Source organism: Caulobacter segnis, assembly GCF_031454995.1.
GTDB classification, from domain to species: domain Bacteria; phylum Pseudomonadota; class Alphaproteobacteria; order Caulobacterales; family Caulobacteraceae; genus Caulobacter; species Caulobacter segnis_E.
Map to the genome: position 1 here is coordinate 203,224 of NZ_JAVDRV010000005.1, position 17,831 is coordinate 221,054.

A 17,831-nucleotide genomic window follows, 5' to 3' on the forward strand; every position below is an offset into this window, starting at 1 on the left:
TATGCATCGCGCGGTGGGGCAAGTCATCGCGGCGGTCTCGCGACAAAGCGACGCGCGAAATGACAAACACATTGGAAACCATGTACTTGCACCCTTCGAGCTTGCTCTCGGAGATTGAGCGAAGGCTAGACTATCCGTCAGGGTTCGGCTTCGGCATGGCGCAAAGAACGACGATCCGTAGCCTCATTTCGGGTACGGTGCACAGCCGGTTCGGGTGGTGGTGGCTCCCCGCCGACAAACAGAAACGCCGCCTGGCCGAGGGCCAGGCGGCGTTCTGGATCTGGAGCGCTTTCCGATCTGACCGCGTCAATCAGGTCGGATAAAGGGTGCTGTAGCGGGCGCCGATCAGTTGCCCTGAGGCGGCGCGCCTTCCGGGGGCGGTCCGGGGGGCGGGCCGTCACCCTGCTGCATCCGACGCTGGCGCATCTTTTCGAAGGCGGCCTTCAGTTCGTCGAGGGCGACCTTGCCATCCTTGTTGGCGTCGATCATCGCGAAGCGGTCCTCTGGCCGGCCCGCGGCGGTCCACTCGGCCTTGTCGACGGCGCCGTCGCCGTTGGTGTCCCAGCGCTTGAAGATGTCTTCGGGCGCCGGCATCCGCATTCCGGGCGGCGGCCCTTCTTGGGCGAGAGCGGCGCCCGCGGCGACCGTGGCGCAGGTCGCGAGCGCGGCGAGAAGCATGCGGCGCATGGTGGTCGTTTCCTTCCGGGTGATTGTCCCTGGACGCTTTGCATGGGCCTGGATTGTTACGTCTGTGTTTCGCGATTACGGCGAGAAACGGCGTGGCGTGATCGAGGCGGCACGAGCGTTCGCGGGGCTCTGTTATCCGCGTATCCGGAATCGAACCTAGCGATTTCAATTACTTCCCACTTTTACACGCCGTTCTGTCCCCGGCGTTGAAACCGCCCTTATCCTTGAACCACCTCGTCGCGAGGAAAGGGCGCGTGGCCAGCGACCATCGTGGCGGCGGGGGGCGATCGAGCGGGGACAGGTTCGAGGGGGATACTCGGACGGTCCGGGGATCTGGTTGCTGGCCAGACCCGCCCGCCGTCGGCGTGGTTGGAGGCAAAGGGATGTGTCTTAGCCTGTAGTGGCTCGTCCTCTCCGACCTCTGGGCCTCTCGGAAACGAGGGAGCCCAGGTCCCGGTAAGGCCCAAACAGGGCCACCTGACGGGACGCTGGTGGATAACGGTCGCGCGGAGCGTCGGGCTTCGTCGAAACGGTATTACTCAAACTACTCCGGGCGTGGCCCGGCGCTCCGCGTCCCTTTCCATCCCTTCAGCGTCCAGCCGCGTGAAGTGGAGACCCTGTGACGATGTCAGTGCTTGCCCCGGTCTCGTCCGAAGTTCGGCTCGGCGCTCTCCTGGCCCGCCGCCACGATGCCGCGGCGGATGGCGCGGGTGCGGGTGAAGTGGGTGTGCAGGGTGTCGGCGTCGCCCCAGCGGATCGCGCGGCTCATGGCCTGCAGGTCCTCGGTGAAGCGGCCCAGCATCTCCAGCACCGCGTCCTTGTTGGCCACGAAGATGTCGCGCCACATGGTCGGGTCGCTGGCGGCGATGCGGGTGAAGTCGCGGAAGCCCGAGGCCGAGTACTTGATGACCTCGTTCTCGGTCACGTTCTCCAGGTCCGCCGCGCTGCCGACGATCGTGTAGGCGATCAGGTGGGGCAGGTGCGAGACGACGGCCAAGACGAGATCGTGGTGCTTCTCGTCCATCAGCTCAACCTGGGCGCCGAAGGCGCGCCAGAAGGTCGACAGGCGCGCGACGGCGGCGGCGTAGGCCTCGTCCTCGCTGTCGAGCGGCGTCAGGATCGTCCAGCGGTTCTCGAACAGCTCGGAAAAGCCGGAGTCGGGGCCCGACTGCTCGGTGCCCGCGATAGGGTGGCCGGGGATGGCGTGGATCTTCGAGCAGTCCTGGGCGCGGAACGCCTCGGCGACATTGCCCTTGGTCGAGCCGACGTCGGTCAGGGTCGCGCCCGCCTTCATGGCCGGGATCACCTGGGCGGCCAAGTCGGGGATCGACAGCACCGGCGTGGCGATGACCACGAGATCGGCGTCCTTGACCGCCTCGGCGATGTCGCCGGTGACGTGTTCGGCGATGCCCAGTTCGGCGACGCGCGCGCGGTGCGCCTCGCTGGCGTCGGCCACGGTGATCTCGCCGACGACGCCGTGCTCGCGCGCGGCGCGGATGATCGACCCGCCGATCAGGCCCGCGCCGATCACGGTCATCTTGGGATAGAGGATACCCGGCTGCGACATCTAGCGGCCCATGAACTGGGCGAGCAGGTCCACCACGGCGCGGTTCTGCTCTTCCAGGCCCACGGTGATCCGGATCGCGTTCGGCAGGCCGTAGTTGGCGACGGCGCGGACCAGATAACCCTTCGAAGCCAGGAAGGCCTCGGCCTCCAGAGCGGTCTTGCCCGGCGTGGTCGGGAAGGTCGCCAGCACGAAGTTGGCGGCCGACGGCGTCACCTCCAGGCCCAAGCCGCCCAACTGCTGGGTCAGCCACGGGCGCCATTGCTCGACCAGGGCCAGGGAGCGGGCCTGGAAGTCGTCGTCGAACAGCGCCGCGACCGCCGCTTCCTGGGCGGGGATCGAGGTGTTGAACGGCGGACGGATGCGCTCGATCGGCTCGATGATGTGGGGGGGCGCGTAGCCCCAGCCGACACGCAGGGCGGCCAGGCCGTGCAGCTTCGAGAAGGTGCGCGTGACGATCACGTTCTCGGCGGTACGGGCCAGGTCGAGGCCGTTCTCGAAGCGCGGATCGCCGCAGAATTCCGAATAGGCGCCGTCCAGGACGAGGAGCACCGACGGCGGCAGGGCCGCGTGCAGGGCGCGGATCTCCTCGCCCGTCAGCCAGGTGCCGGTCGGGTTGGCCGGATTGGCGATGAAGACGAGACGCGTGCGCTCGTCGACGCACTTGGCCACCTCGTCGACGTCGATGCGGTGGTTGATCTCCTTGGCCATCCGGACCTCGGCCTGGCAGGCGCGGGCGCCGATGGCGTAGGCGGCGAAGCCGTGCTCGCCTTGGACGATGTTGTCGCCCGGCTCCAGATAGACCTGGCACAGCAGGGCGAAGATTTCGTCGCTGCCGTCGCCGAAGGTCAGGCGCTCGGGTTCGAGCTTAAAGCGCTCGGCCACCGCCGCGCGCAGGATATTGGCCTTGCCGTCCGGATAGATGTGCAGGCGGTCGACGGCCTCGCGATAGGCCGCCTTGGCCTTGTCGCTGCTGCCCAGGATGTTCTCGTTGCTCGACAGCTTCACCGGATGGGCGATGCCGTCGACCTTCGACTTACCGCCGACATAGGCGTGGATGTCCAGGATCCCGGCCTTGGGAACGGGGCGGGGCGCGGCGAAGCGGTCGGCGGCGGAGACGGTCATCGGACTACTCAGGCTTCGTACGGTTCAGATGTACGGCGGCCGCTTCTTACACGTCGAACTGCTCGGGCGCAGCCCCGATGACGCCGGTTAGTTGGCCCGGCGCGCGGGCCAGCCTCTCGTCATCTGCCTGGAAGAAGCCGGACAGCGAAAACAGCTTGAGGCCGCCGGCCTCGGCGACCAGTTCGGCGGCGACGCCGTCCAGGCCCAAGGCCTCGACGATGGCGGCCGCGCTCTTGGGCGAGTCGCTGACCCAGAAGGTCTGGTCGCCGCCGGTCGGCTCGACCTCCACCTCGGCGACGGCGAGCGCGGCTTGCGGCCCCCAGGCGGCCAGGCAGGGCAGGGCTGCGAACACCTTCAGCTTGGGCTCGGCCAGCAGGCGGCCCCACCAGGGCGTGTCGCTGGCCAGCGGCAGAACCGCGACGCCCCACGGGGCCCGGGCGACGGCGAGAGCGTCCTGGGCCGTGGGGACCAGCGACAAACGCGGCGCCGTCCCGAAGCGCAGGCGGGTCAGCTCGACCGCGCGGACAGGCTCGCGGCCGCCGAAGACGCCCAGTTGGTACGGGCCCTGGCGCGCCAGGTTGTCGGCCATGATCTCGCGCCAGATGCGGATGACCAGGGCGTTGGAGGCGCCCGTGCGGGGCGCGTCGAGCAGTTTGCGAACGATCTGGGCCTCGCGGCCGGGGCGCAGGCCAAAGCCGGTGTCGCCCGAGGCGCGCTTGGCGGCGGCGACCGCGCCGGCCAGGCTGGCGCGCTCGTCGAGCAGCGCCAGCAGTTCACCGTCGATGGCGTCGAGCCGCCATCGGACCTCTTCGAGAGACGGCGTGGCGTCCGTCGCGTCGCTGCCCATGTTCTTCCCCGAAATTGGAGGGCGGACCATAGTCTTTGCCGCCGAACACGCAATAGCCAGCTCCCGCGGCAAGAAAATTGCGCCTTGGGCGATCGTTGCTCGATCAGTAGACCGTCGGCGCGGGGCCGGTGTCGAGGATGCCGAGGAAGCTGCGGCCGTCGCGGAAATGCAGGCTGGCCTCGATAACGGGCTCGCGCCCCATCGCCTGGGCGGCGGCGGCCAGGGCCTGTTCGGGGGTGCGGATCGGCTTGGAAAGATCGACGCGTTCGGTGATGGCGACCTCGAGATCGCCGATGAGACGTCCCTGGGAGTCGACCGAAAGGACGCCGGACTTGGCCTTGCCCTCGGCGTCGCCGGCCAGGATCTGGCTCTGCTGGAAGGTGATCTCGCCGCCGGCGGCGCTCCAGCCCTTCACGGCGGCTTCCCAGTTGCGGCCACGCAGGGCCGAGACGTGGGAGAGGCGAGTCTCCAGCACCATCGAGGCGGTCTTGTCTTGGGCGATGCGGCCCAGCAGGCCGGTGAAGGCGGTCTTCGCGCCATCGGCCTTGAACAGGATCGCGCCCTGGTCGTCGGGACCCGCGCGCAGGTGCAGCTGCATGCCATCGGCCGAGACCAGCTGGAACGGCTTGGCGCTGGGCGCCGGCGTGAAGGTCAGGCCCGCGCCCTCCACCGAGATGCGCGGCGGGGTTTCCTTGACGTGCGAGATACTGGCGCGCAGCGCCTGGCCCGTGATCGCGACATCGCCGGCTTCGGGCCGGGTCAGCACCACGCCCTGGGGCGCGACCAGCACCCAATGAGTGACGTCGAAGATGGCGGCCTCGCCCTTCAGCACCGGCGCGCGAACCGCCCAGCCGGTCGGCTCGGCGACGCGGGCGTCGGTCAGGTCGACGTTCATTCGGAATGGAAAGCCGTGAAAGGTTCGCGCGCTCCAGGACAGGTCATAGCCGCGCGACTTCAGGTCGGCCGCCTGGGCGTCCATCTTCTGCTCGGCCTGGCCGCGCAGCCAAAACCAACCGTAGCTCCAACCGCCCGCGACGAGGGCGGCGAGGATGAAAGGCGCGAACAGTCTGCCGCGGCGGGCTTTGCGGGACGGGGCGGCGTCGCTATGGGTCATGAAAGGCGCGTCCAGTCGGGAATGGTGATGGGTTTGGCAGGCGGCGAAGATCGCTGGGTGTTCGGATACGGATCGCTGATGTGGCGGCCCGGGTTCCCGTTCATAGACCGAACAACCGCCGTGCTCCACGGGCGGCGACGCGCGTTCTGCATCTATTCTGTCCATCATCGCGGCACCTACGAACGACCGGGCCTGGTGCTGGGTCTGGCGCCGGGCGGCGCGGTGCGGGGCATGGCCTACCGGGTCGCCGCCTCCGAATGGGAAGACGTCTACGCCTATCTGCGCGAGCGCGAGCAGCCGACCGAGACCTATTTCGAGACCTGGCGCGACGTGAAGCTGGACGGCGCTTCGAAGGTTCCAGCGCTGGTCTTCCTTTCGGACATGAAGCACGCCCAATGGGCGGGCGCGCTGACGCTGGAAGAACAGGCGAAGCTGATCGCCGGGGCGACGGGCCTTTCGGGCCGCAATATCGACTATCTCAGCGATCTCGTCGCGCATCTGCGCGAGGATGGGGTGCGCGACCACGCCATGGAGAAGCTGCTGAAGATGGTCGAGGCGGCCGAGAGGGGCGGGGCCTAGAGACCCTCGTCCTCCAGCGCCTTCGTCGCGCCATCGATACGGGTCTGCAGTTCGCGCATGAACTCGGCGCGCTTCAGGCCCGCGGGGATCGGCTCCAGGTAGTGGAAGACGATGGTCCCGGGCTTGCGCAGGAAGCCCTTGTCCCAGTGGCTGCCGCAGTTCAAGGCCAGCGGCGTCACCGGCATGTCGAGCTCGCGATAGAGCGCGGCGATTCCGGGCTTGTAGTCGCCCGGCTGACCGACATCGCCCCGCGTGCCCTCCGGAAAGATCACGATCTGGCGGGCGCCCTTCATGCGGTCCTTGGCGTCGCGCACCAGCTTCTTTAGCGCCGCCGAGTGGCCGTCGCGGTCGACGACGATCATGCCCGCCTTCAGTCCATGCCAGCCAAACAGCGGCACCATCAGGAGCTCCTTCTTCATCACGAAGCAGGCGTCCGGCAGGATGGAGAACTGGCTGAAGACGTCGAACATCGACTGGTGCTTGGCCGCGACCAGGGCCCCGCCGGTCGGGAGGTTCTCGCGCCCCCGGATCTCGACGCGCACGCCCGCTAGCCACCGCAGGCTCAGCGTGACGCCCTTCGACCACAGGCTCAGACAGGCGCGGTTGGCCGCGCGCGGCAGCGGGAAGGTGGCGACCATCAGGATCGCCATCGTCGCGGACCACAGCCAGAAAACGAGCTGGAACAGGAACGAGCGCAGGTAGATCAAGGAGCGTCCTTCGCCTCGGGGGCGGCCTTCGTCTTGGGGCCAAGGCCCAGGAACGCCTCGCGTCCCAGGATGGCCAGGTACTTACAATATTCCACGATCATCCGCCGCGCGCTGATGCTGGTTTTCCACCAGCGATGGGCGTTCAGATCGGTCTTCACAGGATAGGGGTAGAGCTTCACCCCCGGCATGGCGGCGCCGAGCTCCAGCATCGAGCGCGGCATGTGATAGTCGGCCGTGACGACAATGAGGCTGTCATAACCCTTCGATCGCGCCCATTCGGCGGTCTCCAAGGCGTTGCCCACGGTATTGGCGGCGGTAAAGCCCAGGTCCACGCAGCAGTCATAGATCGGCTTGACCGCCTTGGTGACGCTCTGGACGTCGGCGCGGGTGGCCTCGCGGTTGACGCCCGAGATCAGCAGCCGCTTGCCCTTGCCTTCCTCGAGCAGTCGCGTGGCGGCCTCCAGTCGCAGGCTGGAGGCGCCGGTCAGGGCCACGACGCCATCGGCCTGCGGCGGCTCGGGCGCGGGCGTGGAGAGATCCACCCGGCCCGTGAAGGCCACCAGGCCCAGGCCCCAGATCATCAGGGCGATCAGAAGGGCGGCCAGCGACTTCACGCCATCTCCCTCACGATCCGCGACGCGGCCAGGCGCGCCGAGACACCCGCGATCAGGGCGGCCACGATCGGGGCGGGCGCGGCGGCCAGAAGGTCCGTCCAGGCGAGGGGCAAGACCGGGGCGAGACCCGCGCCGCCGCCAAAGTAACGCAGCATCGCGCCGACCGCGGCCGCCGCGCCGCCGCCCAGCAAGCCCGCGAGCGCGCCCATGCCGGCGAACCGTCCTTGGAAGAGGCCCGCGATGAAGCCGCGCTCGGCCCCGGACAGGTGCAGCACCTCGATCACCTCGTGGCGCGCGGCGAGGCCCGCTCGGGTCGCGAAAGCGATCACGGCGGCGGCGGCGGCGGCGATCAAGGCGAAGACGCCCAGGGCCGCCAAGCGCGCCATGTCGGCGGCGCGCTCGATATCGGCGATCCAGCGGCCATGGTCGTCCACCGTGGCGTCGACGCCGGCCGAGCGCAGGGCCTTGTCCAGGGTCTGGGCGGTCGGCGGCGCCTTGGGATCGAGGTCCAGGGTGACGAGGCGCGGCGTGGGCAGGTCCTCGACCAGGGCGTCCTTGCCGATCCAGGGCTCCAGCAGGGCCTCGGCCTTCTCGCGGGTCAGGGCTTGAGCCTCGATCACGCCGCGGACGCCGGCCAGGGTTTCGGCGGCGCGGGCGGCGGCGCTGTCGGGCGTCTCGCCGGCGCGCGCGCGGACGACGACCGTGGCCGAGCCGGTCAGCTGAGTAGTCCATCCATGAGCGGCGCGGTTGGCGGCCAAGGCCGCGAACGCCGTCAGGCAAGCCAGGAAGCACAGCACGGCCACGACGAACACCAGCGCGCCATCGCGGGCGTCGCGGGGCGGCAGCAAGGGGCCGGGGCGCCAGCGCGAGACGTCGAACAACGCGGTCACGGCGTCGCCTCCGCGCCCATCAGACGGCCGTCCAGCAGACGCAGGGCGGGTCTTCCGGCGCGCGCCACCATGTCCTCGTCGTGGGTGGCGATCAGCACGGTGGTGCCCAGGCGGTTCAGCTCGACGAACAGGCGCAGCAGGCGCAGCGACATAGCCGGATCGACGTTGCCGGTCGGCTCGTCGGCCAGCAGGATGTCGGGACGGTCCACGACCGCGCGGGCGATGGCCAGGCGCTGCTTCTCGCCGCCCGACAAGGTCGCGGGCAGGGCGTGCATGCGCTCGCCGAGGCCCACCCAGTTCAGAAGCTCGGCGACGTCATCGCGATAGGTGGCGGGCTTGCGCTTAAGGATGCGCAGCGGCAGGGCGGCGTTGTCGAACACCGACAGGTGCTCGAGCAGCCGGAATTCCTGGAAAACCACGCCGATCCGGCGGCGCACGAACGGCAGGTCCTGAGCGTGCAGAAGACTGATATCGCGGCCGAAAAGCTCAACGCGGCCTCGTGACGCACGGTGCGCCAAGTAGATCAGTTTCAGCAGCGAACTCTTGCCCGCGCCGGACGCTCCGGTCAGGAAATGGAAAGAGCCCTGACGGAGGGAGAAGCTGATATCCTTGAGGGTTTCCGGCGCCCGACCGTAGCGCATGGAGACGCCTTCGAAGCGGACCACCGGTAGGGCGTCATCGCCCTGTTCTGTGTCGATCCGCAAGGCGCGTCACTGGGCTTTCTGGACATCAGGGTTAAAATGGGCGACCCCGTAGGAAGCGTGTGGGGATCGTTCGATTCGCGGCCATGATACTGACCTGTCCGGAGTGCGCCAGCCGCTATTTCGTGGACGACTCCAAGGTCGGTCCGGAAGGCCGGGTCGTGCGTTGCGCCGCCTGCGGCCACCGCTGGACGGCGCGCAACGAAGAGGCGTCCGACCTCTTCGAGGATCCCGAAAACCCTAGCCTCGCCAGCCGGGCCGGCTCGGAGGCCGCCGCGACGACAGAGGCTGGCGACCCGCCTCAGAACGAAGCGGTCGAGGAGCCGCCCGTCAGCGCCTTGCCGGGCGAGGAGCTCCCCAAGGTCTTTCGCGCGCGCGCCGACGCCGCGCGTCGACTGCGCGAGGCGACCGTCACGGGAATCGTTTGGGCCGGCATGGCGGCGGTGATGGCCGCTCTGGTCATCGGGGCCCTCATCTTCCGCATCGACATCGTCCGGATCATGCCTGGAACCGCCGGCGCCTACGCGGCCGTGGGGCTGCCGGTGAACACGGTGGGCCTTGTCATCGACCGGGGTAGCATCAAGGCCCAACCCCTGATGAAGGATGGTCATGCGGCCGTGACGGTCACCGGCGCCATCCGCAACATTACCGAACACGCGGTGCTCGCGCCGGCGTTGCGGATCGAGCTGTTGAATGGCGAGGGCAAGCGTGTCTCCGGACAGCTCGCCGCCGCCCACGACGCGAAGATCCCGCCCGGCGAGGTGCGGCACTTCTCGGCGACCTTCCTGGATCCGCCTCGCACGGCCAAGGACCTGCGGATCGGCTTCGCGAGCGAGGAGGGCGGCGTGAAGGCGTCGATCCACCCGCCGGCGGGTCACGAGGCGGGTCACGAAAAGGCCGCCGAAGGGCACGGCGACAAGCCCGACGTGGCCTTGCGCGGCGCCCAGGAGACGTCGGCGGCGTCAGAAGCGGCTGGACATGCCCCCCCGGGACATGAGAGCGGGGACAAAACCGTCCCTACAGCCTCTCACGAACCCGCTCACCATGAATGACTCCAAGAAACCCGAAGTCCTGATCTCGGAAGCCGAGATCGCCGAACGGGTGAAGGCCCTGGCCGAACAGATCGCGCCACGCATCGATGACGACACCGTGGTCGTCTGCCTGCTCACCGGCGGCCTCTGGTTCGCCGCCGACCTGACCCGGGCGCTTTACAAGGCCGGCCGCGACGTGCGTTTCGACGCGCTGTGGCTGGCCTCGTATCACGACGAGCGCAAGAGCTCGGGCCGTTGCGAGGTCCGCGCGGACCTGCAGCGTCCGCTGGTCGGCCGTCGCGCCCTGGTCGTCGACGACGTCTTCGATACGGGCCTGTCGTTGTCCGAGGCCGCCCGCCTGGTGAAGGACGCCGGCGCCAGCGAAGTGCTGACCGCCGTCTTCGCCCGCAAGCCCTGGGCCACCTCGCGCGGCATGGAGCCCGACTTCGTGGCGTGGGAAGCGCCGGCCCGCTATCTGGTGGGTTACGGTCTGGACGACGAGGGCAAGAGCCGCGGCCTGCCCTATATCGGCGCGATGGACTGAGAGCTTAGGGCGCGGCTGCCTTAAGCCGCGCGCTGCTCGGCCGAGACGGCCGCCTCGCGGCCGATCTCGAACATGTCGACCCGCTGAGCCAGCTCCTCCGCCTCGTTGCGCAGGGCATGGGCGGCGGCGGTGGTCTCCTCGACCATGGCCGCGTTCTGCTGCACCACGCGGTCCATCTCGCCCATGGTGCTGTTGACCTCGCCCAAGCCCTCGGCCTGGTTGCGCGCCGAGGCGGCGATGGCGTTGACCTGGGTGTTGATCTCGGCGACGCGGGCGATGATCCGCTGAAGGGCTTCGCGCGTGCGGCCCACGCGCTCGACGCCGGCGCTGACCTGGTCGCCCGAGACGTTGATCAGGTCCTTGATCTCCTTGGCCGCGTCGGCCGAGCGCTGGGCCAGGGCCCGCACTTCCTGAGCGACGACGGCGAAGCCGCGACCGGCTTCGCCAGCGCGAGCGGCCTCGACCCCGGCGTTCAGGGCCAGCAGGTTGGTCTGGAAGGCGATCTCGTCGATCACCCCGATGATCTTGCCGATCTGGCCCGACGAGGTCTCGATCTGGGTCATGGCCTCGACGGCTTCGCTGACCACGGGATCCGAGCGCTCGGCCTCCTGGCGGGCGGCGGCGGCGGCGGCGTTGGCCTGGTTGGCGCTTTCGGCGGTGTTCTGCACGGCGACGGTGATCTCGCCGAGGGCGGCGGTCGTCTGCACCAGGCTGGCGGCTTGGTGCTCGGTGCGGCGGGCGAGCTCGTCCGAGGCGCGCGACATGTCGGCGACGCCGGCGGTCATGCTGGCGGCGTTGCCGGCGATCTCGCGCATGGCGGCTTGAAGGCGGCTCAGCGCTTCGTTGAAGTCGGCGCGCAGGGGCTCGTAGCGCGCGGCGAAGGTCTTGGTCAGGCGCCAGGTCAGATCGCCGCGCGACAGGTGAGCCAGGGCTTCGGCCAGTTCCTCGACGACCTGGGTCTGTTCGGCTTCGAGAGCGGCTTTCTGGCGGGCTTGTTCGGCGTTGGCGGCGTCGCGGGCCGCGCGCTGGGCCTCGGCGTCGGCGTTGGCGGCGTCGGCGCGGGCGGCGGCGTCCAGGGCCTTGTCGGTGCGGGCGGTGACGGTGACGAACAGGCGCGAGACGCTGGCGGTCAGCCAGATCAGCGACCAGGCGGTGGCCAGGGTCACGCCCGCGCTCAGGGCGACGCGGAGGAACGTGACCTCGCCCGCCATCAGCAGGTTCGGGGCGAACAGGGCGGCGACGATCTCGACGGTGATGATCGTGCCGGCGGCCACCGCCACCGCGCGCCAGTCGCCATAGGCCACCATCAGAGCCAGGGCGGCGAGATAGGCCATGCGGGCCTCGGGCTGCAGGGCGTGGCCAGCGAAGGCGGCGACGAACAGGCTGACCTGGCCCATCAGGGTGACGGCGGTCGAGATGCGCTGGGCGGCGTTGTCACGCCAGATCGCCCAGCCTCCCCAGCCGATCGCGGCGAGCAGCACCGAACCGCCGGCGAGCGCCAGGGTCGACTTGCCGCCCGTGAACATGCTGGCGGCCGGCGTGATCAGCACCAGGGCCGCGATGCAGACGAGCACCAGATGCCCGCCCACCTTTCGTTGAGCCTCGATACTGTCGAACTCTATGAAGCTACTCACCGAAGACACTCCACGCCCCAAATCGGCTTGAAGGTCGGTGATCGCGGTTAATCTACCGTGACGATCCGACGGACATTTTTTCCGTAGGATTACTTAAACCCAGTCCGGGACCAGATCGCGGGCCAGGATTTCCTCGTAGGTCGGACGTTCGCGGATCACGGCGTAGCGGTCGCCGTCCACCAGCACCTCGGGAACGAGGGGGCGGGTGTTGTACTCGCTGGCCATGGCCGCGCCGTAGGCGCCCGCCGACATGAAGGCCACCAGATCGCCGGTCGTGAAGGGGGGCAGGGCGCGATCACGGGTGAAGGTGTCGCCCGTCTCGCAGACGGGGCCCACCACATCGTAGACGGTCTCGCCGCCGCGCTGGATCACGGGGCGGATGTCGTGGAAGGCGTCGTACATCGCTGGCCGGATCAGGTCGTTCATGGCCGCGTCGATGACCAGGAACTTGCGGCCTTCGGGACGCTCGTGGACGTGGACGACCTCGCTGACCAGCACGCCGGCGTTGGCGGCGATCACGCGGCCAGGCTCGAACGCCAAGGTCACGGGCAGACCCTGGGTGACTTCGCCGACCATGGCGGCGAAGTCGGCGGGAGAGGGCGGTTCGGGGCTGTTGAAGTAGGGCACGCCCAGGCCGCCGCCCAAATCGAGGCGCTCGACAGACAGGCCTTCGCCCAGCAATTGCTCGACCAGGCCGCGCATCTTCGTGAAGGCCGCTCGCATGGGCTCCAGATCGGTGATCTGGCTGCCGATATGGCAGGCCACGCCGACAGGCTCGAGGCTCGAGCTGTTGCTGGCGTTGGCGTAGAGGCGCGCGGCCTCGGCGAACGACACCCCGAACTTGTTCTCGGACTTGCCGGTCGCGATCTTGGCGTGGCCGCCGGCGGCGACGTCAGGATTGACGCGGAAGGCGACCTTGGCCTTCACGCCCAACTCGGCGGCGACCTGGGCGATCAGGTCCAGCTCGGGCTCGGACTCGACATTGATCTCGGCGACGCCGGTTTTCAGGGCGAAGGCGATCTCGCGGCGGGTCTTGCCGACGCCCGAGAAGACGATCCGCTCGCCGGGGATGCCGGCCGCCAGGGCGCGGCGGATTTCGCCCTCGGAGACCGTATCGGCCCCCGCGCCGAGGTCGCCCAGCACCTTCAGCACCGCGACGTTGGAATTGGCCTTCACCGCGTAGGCGATCAGCGGATCGACGACGCCAGCCAGGGTCAGAGCGTCGCGGAAGACCGTGAAGTGCCGCTCCAGTGTGGCGCGGGAATAGACGTAGACCGGCGTGCCGACCTCGGCCGCGATCTTGGCCAGGGAAACGCCCTCGCAGGCCAGGCCCTCGGGGCCGTATTCGAAGTGGTTCAACGCGAGGTCCTAGTTGGGCGTGGCGCCGGGGAAGCCGGCGGCGGACGGACCGCCGAACGGATCCTTGGTGCCGGGCAGAGGCGCGGCGCGGATCGTGCGGTTGCTCGAGGCCGGGTCCTGGATTTCCTGCGTGCCGCCGGCGCGGGCCGGCTGGTTGGCCTGGGCCGAGGCCGCCCGGCGCTCGGCTTCCCACGCCGCCTTCTTGACGGGATCCCACAGGGGCGCGGGACGCTCCAGAGCGCCTTGCTTGCCGCAGGCGGCGGTCGTGACGGCCAGGGCCGCCAGCGTCAGAACGGTGAGGGAGCGACCAAACGTCATGCCAGAACTTCCTTCCAACGCGCGATCTGGGCGCGGACCTGGGCGGGGGCGGTCCCACCATAGCTCATGCGGCTGGCCGCCGAGGCGGCCGGGGTCAGAACGGCGTAAACGTCCTGGGTGATCCGAGGCTCGATCGCCTGGAACTGCTCCAAGGTAAGATCGGCCAGATCGACGCCAAGACCCTCGGCCGTTTTCACGGCCGAACCTGTCACGTGGTGCGCGTCGCGGAAAGGCATGTTCAACGTCCGCACCAGCCAATCGGCCAGATCGGTCGCCGTCGAGAAGCCCGCGCCGGCCGCCTTGGCCATGGTCTCGGTGTTCGGGGTCAGGTCGGCGACCATGCCGGCCATGGCCAACAGGGCCAGCTCCAGGGCGTCGAAGGCCTCGAAGGTCGGGACCTTGTCCTCCTGCATGTCCTTCGAATAGGCCAGCGGAAGGCCCTTCATCACCACCGTCAGGGTGGTCAGGCTGCCCAGGATCCGCCCGACCTTGGCGCGGATCAGCTCCGCCGCGTCGGGGTTCTTCTTCTGCGGCATGATCGAGCTGCCGGTCGTGAAGGCGTCGGTCAGCTTGATGAAGCCGAACATCGGCGTCGTCCACAGCACGATCTCCTCGGCCAGGCGCGACAGGTGCGTGGCGGTGATCGAGGCGGCCGACAGGGCCTCCAGCGCGAAGTCGCGCGACGAGACGCTGTCGAGCGAATTGGCGGTCGGGCGATCGAAGCCCAGGCTCGCCGCGGTCTGATGGCGGTCGATCGGGAAGGGCGAACCGGCCAGGGCGGCCGCGCCCAGGGGGCACTCGTTCATGCGGGCGCGGGCGTCGCGGAAGCGGCTGGCGTCCCGACCGAACATCTCGACATAGGCCATCAGGTGATGGCCGAAGGTCACGGGCTGCGCCGGCTGCAGGTGGGTGAAGCCAGGCATCAGGGCGTCGGCGTGGGCTTCGGCCTGAGCCAGCAGCGCCTTCTGAAGGGCTTCGAGCTGACCGACCGTGCGATCGCAGGCGTCGCGGACCCACAGGCGGAAGTCCACGGCCACCTGGTCGTTGCGCGAGCGGGCGGTGTGAAGCCGGCCGGCCGTCGGGCCGATCAGCTCGCGCAGCCGCGCCTCGATGTTCATGTGGATGTCTTCGTATTCGTCGCGGAACGGGAAGGCGCCCGCGGCGATCTCGCCCTCGATGGCGTCGAGGCCTTTCAGGATTTCCTCGCCATCGGCGCTTGCAATCACACCTTGGCTGATCAACATCCGGGCGTGGGCGCGCGAGCCTGCCAGGTCCTGCGCCCATAGGCGCTTGTCGAAGCCGATGGAGACGTTGATCGCCTGCATCAGCTCGGCGGGCTTGGCCGAGAAGCGACCGCCCCACATGGCTTGGCCCTGGCCCTTGGCGGCCTGGGGCGTATCGGAGGCGTTGTCGGTCATATGAGCGAAGTCCAGTCGGGTCAGAATGAGCCGGGCGCCGCGAAGCGCAATCCCTTGAGGCTGGCGCTCGCGGGCGTCCTCCTCTTGGGCGTGGCGGCGGTTCTATACGTCATCGTCGCCGCTTCGTTCAAATCCCAAGGGCCCGCCGACCTCAGAGAATTCAAGAAGGGGACGCTGGCAAAGCTGGATGTGCCCGAAACCCCACGCGCCGCGCCGGCCACCGTGTTCACCAGCCTCGACGGCAAGCCGGCCACCCTGGCCGACTTCAAGGGGCGCGTGGTCGTCATGAACCTGTGGGCCACCTGGTGCGCGCCGTGCAAGGCCGAGATGCCCACCCTGGCCAAGCTGCAGGCGGCTTACGCGACTCAGCCAGTGACCGTGCTGCCGATCAGCGTCGATCGCGACAGCGACCTCAACCTCGTTCAGGCCGAGATGGCCGCCAACCCGCCGCTCGTCACCTATCGTGACCCTTCCTACAAGCTGTCCTTCGACCTGCAGCCGCGCGCCGCCGGCTATCCGACCACGGTGATCTACGACCGCCAGGGCCGCGAACGCGCCCGACTGGCCGGACCCGCCGACTGGTCCGCGCCCGAGGTCCGCGGCCTGGTCGAGAAACTGCTGGCCGAGAAGTGATCGATCCGGCGGTCCTGGAACCGCTGGCCGACGACGCCTGGCCCGCGCGCGAGCGGGAGAGGCTGGGCGGCTGGCGTCTGAACGCGTCGTCCGGCCACTCGATGCGGATCAACGCCTGCTGGCCGCTGGCGGCGCCGGATCGCGATCCGGACGAAGCCATCGCGGCGGTCGAGGCTTGGTACGCCGCCCGCGGTCTTCCACCGCGCTTCAAGCTGACCGACCGTGTGGTCGCGCCGACCGACCTGGCCGAGCGCCTCGCCGCGCGCGGTTTCCAGGCCGGCAAGGACACGCTGGTCATGACCGGGGCGACAGGCGGGGAGGGCGATCCGGCGGTGGAGCTCTTCCCCACGCCCGATGCGACCTTCGAAACGGTCTTCACCGCCTCGGCCGGCGATCCGGAGGATGGTCGGGAGCGGATCGAAGCCTTGGGTCGAATTCCGCCGCCCGCCTTGTTCGCCAGGCTGGACATCGAAGGCGCGCCGGCCGCGATCGGCGTCGCGGCCCTTGGCGGCGGGTTTGCCGGAGTCTTTGGCATGCGCACCGTTCCGGCGCGCCGGCGCAAGGGGTTGGCGCGTCGGGTGCTGCGGACCCTGCTGGCCGAGGCGCGCCGAGCGGGCGTCGAACGCGCCTGGCTTCAGGTCGAGGCCGACAACGCCCCCGCCGTGGCCCTCTACGCCGACGAGGGCTTCGAGCCCGCCTATCGCTACCGCTACTGGAGCCGCTGACCGCCGTCGCGGAACCGCGCGGATCCGTCCCGATGGCTCGTCACGGCAGACAAGTTTACAAAACAAACAAGTTGATGCACTGTGCCGCCAATTCGAGAAGGAGGTCCAGTGATGCACGCGCCACTCAAGGACATGGAGACCGCGCCGCGAAGCCGCGATGACGGCCGCAACGCGCCGATCGGCGCGCTTCGCGCCTTCGTCACCTTGTTGGTCGTCGCCCACCACACGGTGCTGACCTACAATCCGTACGCGCCGCCGCCGAAGGCGTTCGACGCCCAGCCGATCCTGTGGACGGTCTTTCCGGTCGTGGATCCGCAGAAGTTCGCGCCGTTCGGGCTGCTGACCCTGGTCAACGACCTCTTCTTCATGTCGCTGATGTTCTTCATCTCCGGCGTTTTCGTCGCGGGCGGGCTGCGGGCCAAGGGGGCGGGCGGCTTCCTGAAGGCGCGGGCGCTGAAGTTGGGCGTTCCCTTCGTGCTGAGCGCGGCCTTCCTGGCGCCCTTGGCCTATTTTCCAGCTTGGCTGCAGTCAGGCGGCGCGCCGTCCTTGCAGGCTTTCGCCCGGGCCTGGGTTCAGCTGCCATTCTGGCCGAGTGGTCCGGCCTGGTTCCTTTGGGGGCGGCTGGTCTTCGGCGGGATCGTCGCTAGCGTCCACGCGCTGTTCCCGGGCGTCGCGGATGAACTCGGCGTCCTGGCCAGTGGCGCGGATCGCAAGCCCGCGCGGTTCTTCTGGGGGCTCGCCGCCGTGAGCGCCCTGGCTTACCTGCCTTTGGTGATGACGACGCCGTTCGGCCACTGGACCGTGATCGGTCCGTTCGCCGTCCAGACCGCGCGGATCGGCCACTACTTCGTCTACTTCCTGGCGGGGATCGCCGTCGGCGCGGCCGGCGTGGGGCAGGGGCTGACAGACCCGGACGGCAAGCTCGCCCGGCGCTGGTGGCTCTGGTGCCTGGCGCCGATCCCGCCGATCGTCGCGACCATGGTCATCCTGGGCGTCGCGTTCTCGCCCAATCCGCCGCCCAGAGCGTTGCTGGATCTGGCTGGCGGGGTGAGCTTCGCCCTGGCCTGCGCGACACTGTCCTTCGCGGCGCTGGCGGTCGCCCTGCGTTTCGTCCGCCGCTCGGGACCGGTCGGGGGCAGCCTGCGGGCCAACGCCTATGGCCTCTATCTGACCCACTACGTCTTCACCTCGTGGCTGGCCTGGCTTCTGCTGCCTCAGGCTTGGGGCGGTCTGGTCAAGGGTGTGATCGTCTTCGCCGGCGCCGTGACGCTGGGCTGGCTGACGACAATGGCCCTGCGCCGCATGCCGCTGTTGGGGCGAATCCTGTGACCCGTCATGATG

19 protein-coding genes and 2 pseudogenes are annotated in these 17,831 nt (G+C 69.1%); 8 read left to right on the top strand and 13 right to left on the bottom strand.

Translation table 11 applies throughout. The annotated features are described in order from the left end of the window. Window positions 1-345: 345 nt before the first annotated feature. On the bottom strand, window positions 346-687 hold the full coding sequence (locus J2728_RS16865) for an EF-hand domain-containing protein (protein WP_310001024.1): 342 nt from the start codon (window positions 685-687) through the stop codon (window positions 346-348). Between the two features lie 220 nt (window positions 688-907). Here J2728_RS16865 and J2728_RS16870 point away from each other — a divergent pair. Then, window positions 908-1,056 (top strand): annotated as a pseudogene (locus tag J2728_RS16870) (hypothetical protein); the annotation flags it as partial. Continuing rightward, window positions 1,057-1,176, top strand: a pseudogene (locus tag J2728_RS16875) (hypothetical protein); the annotation flags it as partial. 139 nt (window positions 1,177-1,315) lie between these two features. Here the strand turns inward: J2728_RS16875 and J2728_RS16880 are convergent. From J2728_RS16880 to J2728_RS16895, 4 genes are all read right to left on the bottom strand, one after another. Continuing rightward, a complete protein-coding gene (locus J2728_RS16880; RefSeq protein WP_310001026.1) occupies window positions 1,316-2,254 on the bottom strand; it encodes a prephenate/arogenate dehydrogenase family protein in 939 nt (312 codons plus the stop codon). Next, window positions 2,255-3,376, bottom strand: a complete 1,122-nt coding sequence (gene hisC, locus J2728_RS16885) for a histidinol-phosphate transaminase (protein ID WP_310001029.1) — start codon at window positions 3,374-3,376, stop codon at window positions 2,255-2,257. It abuts the gene before it with no gap. Window positions 3,377-3,422: 46 nt separating this feature from the next. Then, the gene (locus tag J2728_RS16890; protein ID WP_310001030.1) at window positions 3,423-4,223 is read right to left on the bottom strand and encodes a chorismate mutase; all 801 of its coding nucleotides are present in this window, start codon (window positions 4,221-4,223) and stop codon (window positions 3,423-3,425) included. A gap of 103 nt (window positions 4,224-4,326) precedes the next feature. Continuing rightward, complete coding sequence (locus tag J2728_RS16895) at window positions 4,327-5,337, bottom strand: DUF2125 domain-containing protein (RefSeq protein WP_310001032.1); 1,011 nt, start codon at window positions 5,335-5,337, stop codon at window positions 4,327-4,329. Between the two features lie 27 nt (window positions 5,338-5,364). On the opposite strand from J2728_RS16895, the gene J2728_RS16900 reads away from it, so the two are divergent. After that, window positions 5,365-5,916, top strand: a complete 552-nt coding sequence (locus J2728_RS16900) for a gamma-glutamylcyclotransferase (protein ID WP_310001034.1) — start codon at window positions 5,365-5,367, stop codon at window positions 5,914-5,916. Here the strand turns inward: J2728_RS16900 and J2728_RS16905 are convergent. Genes J2728_RS16905 through ftsE form a run of 4 tightly spaced genes read right to left on the bottom strand, consistent with a single transcriptional unit; the run spans window position 5,913 to window position 8,831 of the window. Then, a complete protein-coding gene (locus J2728_RS16905) occupies window positions 5,913-6,623 on the bottom strand; it encodes a lysophospholipid acyltransferase family protein (RefSeq protein ID WP_310001035.1) in 711 nt (236 codons plus the stop codon). The genes J2728_RS16900 and J2728_RS16905 overlap by 4 nt on opposite strands. Then, complete coding sequence (locus tag J2728_RS16910; protein ID WP_310001037.1) at window positions 6,620-7,237, bottom strand: YdcF family protein; 618 nt, start codon at window positions 7,235-7,237, stop codon at window positions 6,620-6,622. Before J2728_RS16910 ends, J2728_RS16905 begins: the two co-directional genes overlap by 4 nt. Beyond that, entirely contained in the window at window positions 7,234-8,127 is an 894-nt protein-coding gene (locus tag J2728_RS16915; RefSeq protein ID WP_310001038.1) for a cell division protein FtsX, read from the bottom strand. The genes J2728_RS16910 and J2728_RS16915 overlap by 4 nt, the downstream gene beginning before the upstream one ends. After that, a complete protein-coding gene (gene ftsE / locus J2728_RS16920; RefSeq protein WP_310001039.1) occupies window positions 8,124-8,831 on the bottom strand; it encodes a cell division ATP-binding protein FtsE in 708 nt (235 codons plus the stop codon). Before ftsE ends, J2728_RS16915 begins: the two co-directional genes overlap by 4 nt. Window positions 8,832-8,890: 59 nt before the next feature. Between ftsE and J2728_RS16925 the strand changes: the two genes are divergently transcribed. Then, window positions 8,891-9,880, top strand: coding sequence for an MJ0042-type zinc finger domain-containing protein (locus J2728_RS16925; protein WP_404979782.1), 990 nt, complete (start codon window positions 8,891-8,893; stop codon window positions 9,878-9,880). Continuing rightward, window positions 9,822-10,403 carry a phosphoribosyltransferase gene (locus J2728_RS16930; RefSeq protein ID WP_310001042.1) on the top strand — a complete coding sequence of 194 codons (582 nt, stop codon included), beginning with the start codon at window positions 9,822-9,824 and terminating at the stop codon, window positions 10,401-10,403. The genes J2728_RS16925 and J2728_RS16930 overlap by 59 nt, the downstream gene beginning before the upstream one ends. 20 nt (window positions 10,404-10,423) lie before the next feature. On the opposite strand, the gene J2728_RS16935 is transcribed toward J2728_RS16930, so the two are convergent. The 4 genes from J2728_RS16935 to argH all read right to left on the bottom strand — a co-directional run bounded on the left by J2728_RS16935 (window position 10,424) and on the right by argH (window position 15,132). Next, entirely contained in the window at window positions 10,424-12,037 is a 1,614-nt protein-coding gene (locus J2728_RS16935) for a methyl-accepting chemotaxis protein (protein WP_310001044.1), read from the bottom strand. Window positions 12,038-12,130: 93 nt separating this feature from the next. Continuing rightward, entirely contained in the window at window positions 12,131-13,396 is a 1,266-nt protein-coding gene (gene lysA / locus J2728_RS16940) for a diaminopimelate decarboxylase (protein WP_310001045.1), read from the bottom strand. Between the two features lie 9 nt (window positions 13,397-13,405). Then, complete coding sequence (locus J2728_RS16945) at window positions 13,406-13,714, bottom strand: hypothetical protein (RefSeq protein WP_404979784.1); 309 nt, start codon at window positions 13,712-13,714, stop codon at window positions 13,406-13,408. Next, window positions 13,711-15,132, bottom strand: a complete 1,422-nt coding sequence (gene argH / locus J2728_RS16950) for an argininosuccinate lyase (RefSeq protein ID WP_310001050.1) — start codon at window positions 15,130-15,132, stop codon at window positions 13,711-13,713. Before argH ends, J2728_RS16945 begins: the two co-directional genes overlap by 4 nt. Between argH and J2728_RS16955 the strand changes: the two genes are divergently transcribed. The 3 genes from J2728_RS16955 (at window position 15,133) to J2728_RS16965 (ending at window position 17,819) form a co-directional block, all read left to right on the top strand. After that, entirely contained in the window at window positions 15,133-15,765 is a 633-nt protein-coding gene (locus tag J2728_RS16955; RefSeq protein WP_310001052.1) for a TlpA family protein disulfide reductase, read from the top strand. Beyond that, window positions 15,762-16,490 carry a GNAT family N-acetyltransferase gene (locus J2728_RS16960; protein WP_310001053.1) on the top strand — a complete coding sequence of 243 codons (729 nt, stop codon included), beginning with the start codon at window positions 15,762-15,764 and terminating at the stop codon, window positions 16,488-16,490. Before J2728_RS16955 ends, J2728_RS16960 begins: the two co-directional genes overlap by 4 nt. A gap of 111 nt (window positions 16,491-16,601) precedes the next feature. Continuing rightward, a complete protein-coding gene (locus J2728_RS16965; protein WP_310001055.1) occupies window positions 16,602-17,819 on the top strand; it encodes an acyltransferase family protein in 1,218 nt (405 codons plus the stop codon). Window positions 17,820-17,831 lie beyond the last annotated feature (12 nt).

Coding starts and splice junctions, on each gene's coding strand:
- J2728_RS16865 (WP_310001024.1), bottom strand. CDS start 687: ATGCGCCGCATGCTTCTCGCCGCGCTCGCGACCTGCGCCACGGTCGCC.
- J2728_RS16880 (WP_310001026.1), bottom strand. CDS start 2,254: ATGTCGCAGCCGGGTATCCTCTATCCCAAGATGACCGTGATCGGCGCG.
- hisC (WP_310001029.1), bottom strand. CDS start 3,376: ATGACCGTCTCCGCCGCCGACCGCTTCGCCGCGCCCCGCCCCGTTCCC.
- J2728_RS16890 (WP_310001030.1), bottom strand. CDS start 4,223: ATGGGCAGCGACGCGACGGACGCCACGCCGTCTCTCGAAGAGGTCCGA.
- J2728_RS16895 (WP_310001032.1), bottom strand. CDS start 5,337: ATGACCCATAGCGACGCCGCCCCGTCCCGCAAAGCCCGCCGCGGCAGA.
- J2728_RS16900 (WP_310001034.1), top strand. CDS start 5,365: ATGGGTTTGGCAGGCGGCGAAGATCGCTGGGTGTTCGGATACGGATCG.
- J2728_RS16930 (WP_310001042.1), top strand. CDS start 9,822: ATGAGAGCGGGGACAAAACCGTCCCTACAGCCTCTCACGAACCCGCTC.
- J2728_RS16945 (WP_404979784.1), bottom strand. CDS start 13,714: ATGACGTTTGGTCGCTCCCTCACCGTTCTGACGCTGGCGGCCCTGGCC.
- argH (WP_310001050.1), bottom strand. CDS start 15,132: ATGACCGACAACGCCTCCGATACGCCCCAGGCCGCCAAGGGCCAGGGC.
- J2728_RS16955 (WP_310001052.1), top strand. CDS start 15,133: ATGAGCGAAGTCCAGTCGGGTCAGAATGAGCCGGGCGCCGCGAAGCGC.
- J2728_RS16965 (WP_310001055.1), top strand. CDS start 16,602: ATGCACGCGCCACTCAAGGACATGGAGACCGCGCCGCGAAGCCGCGAT.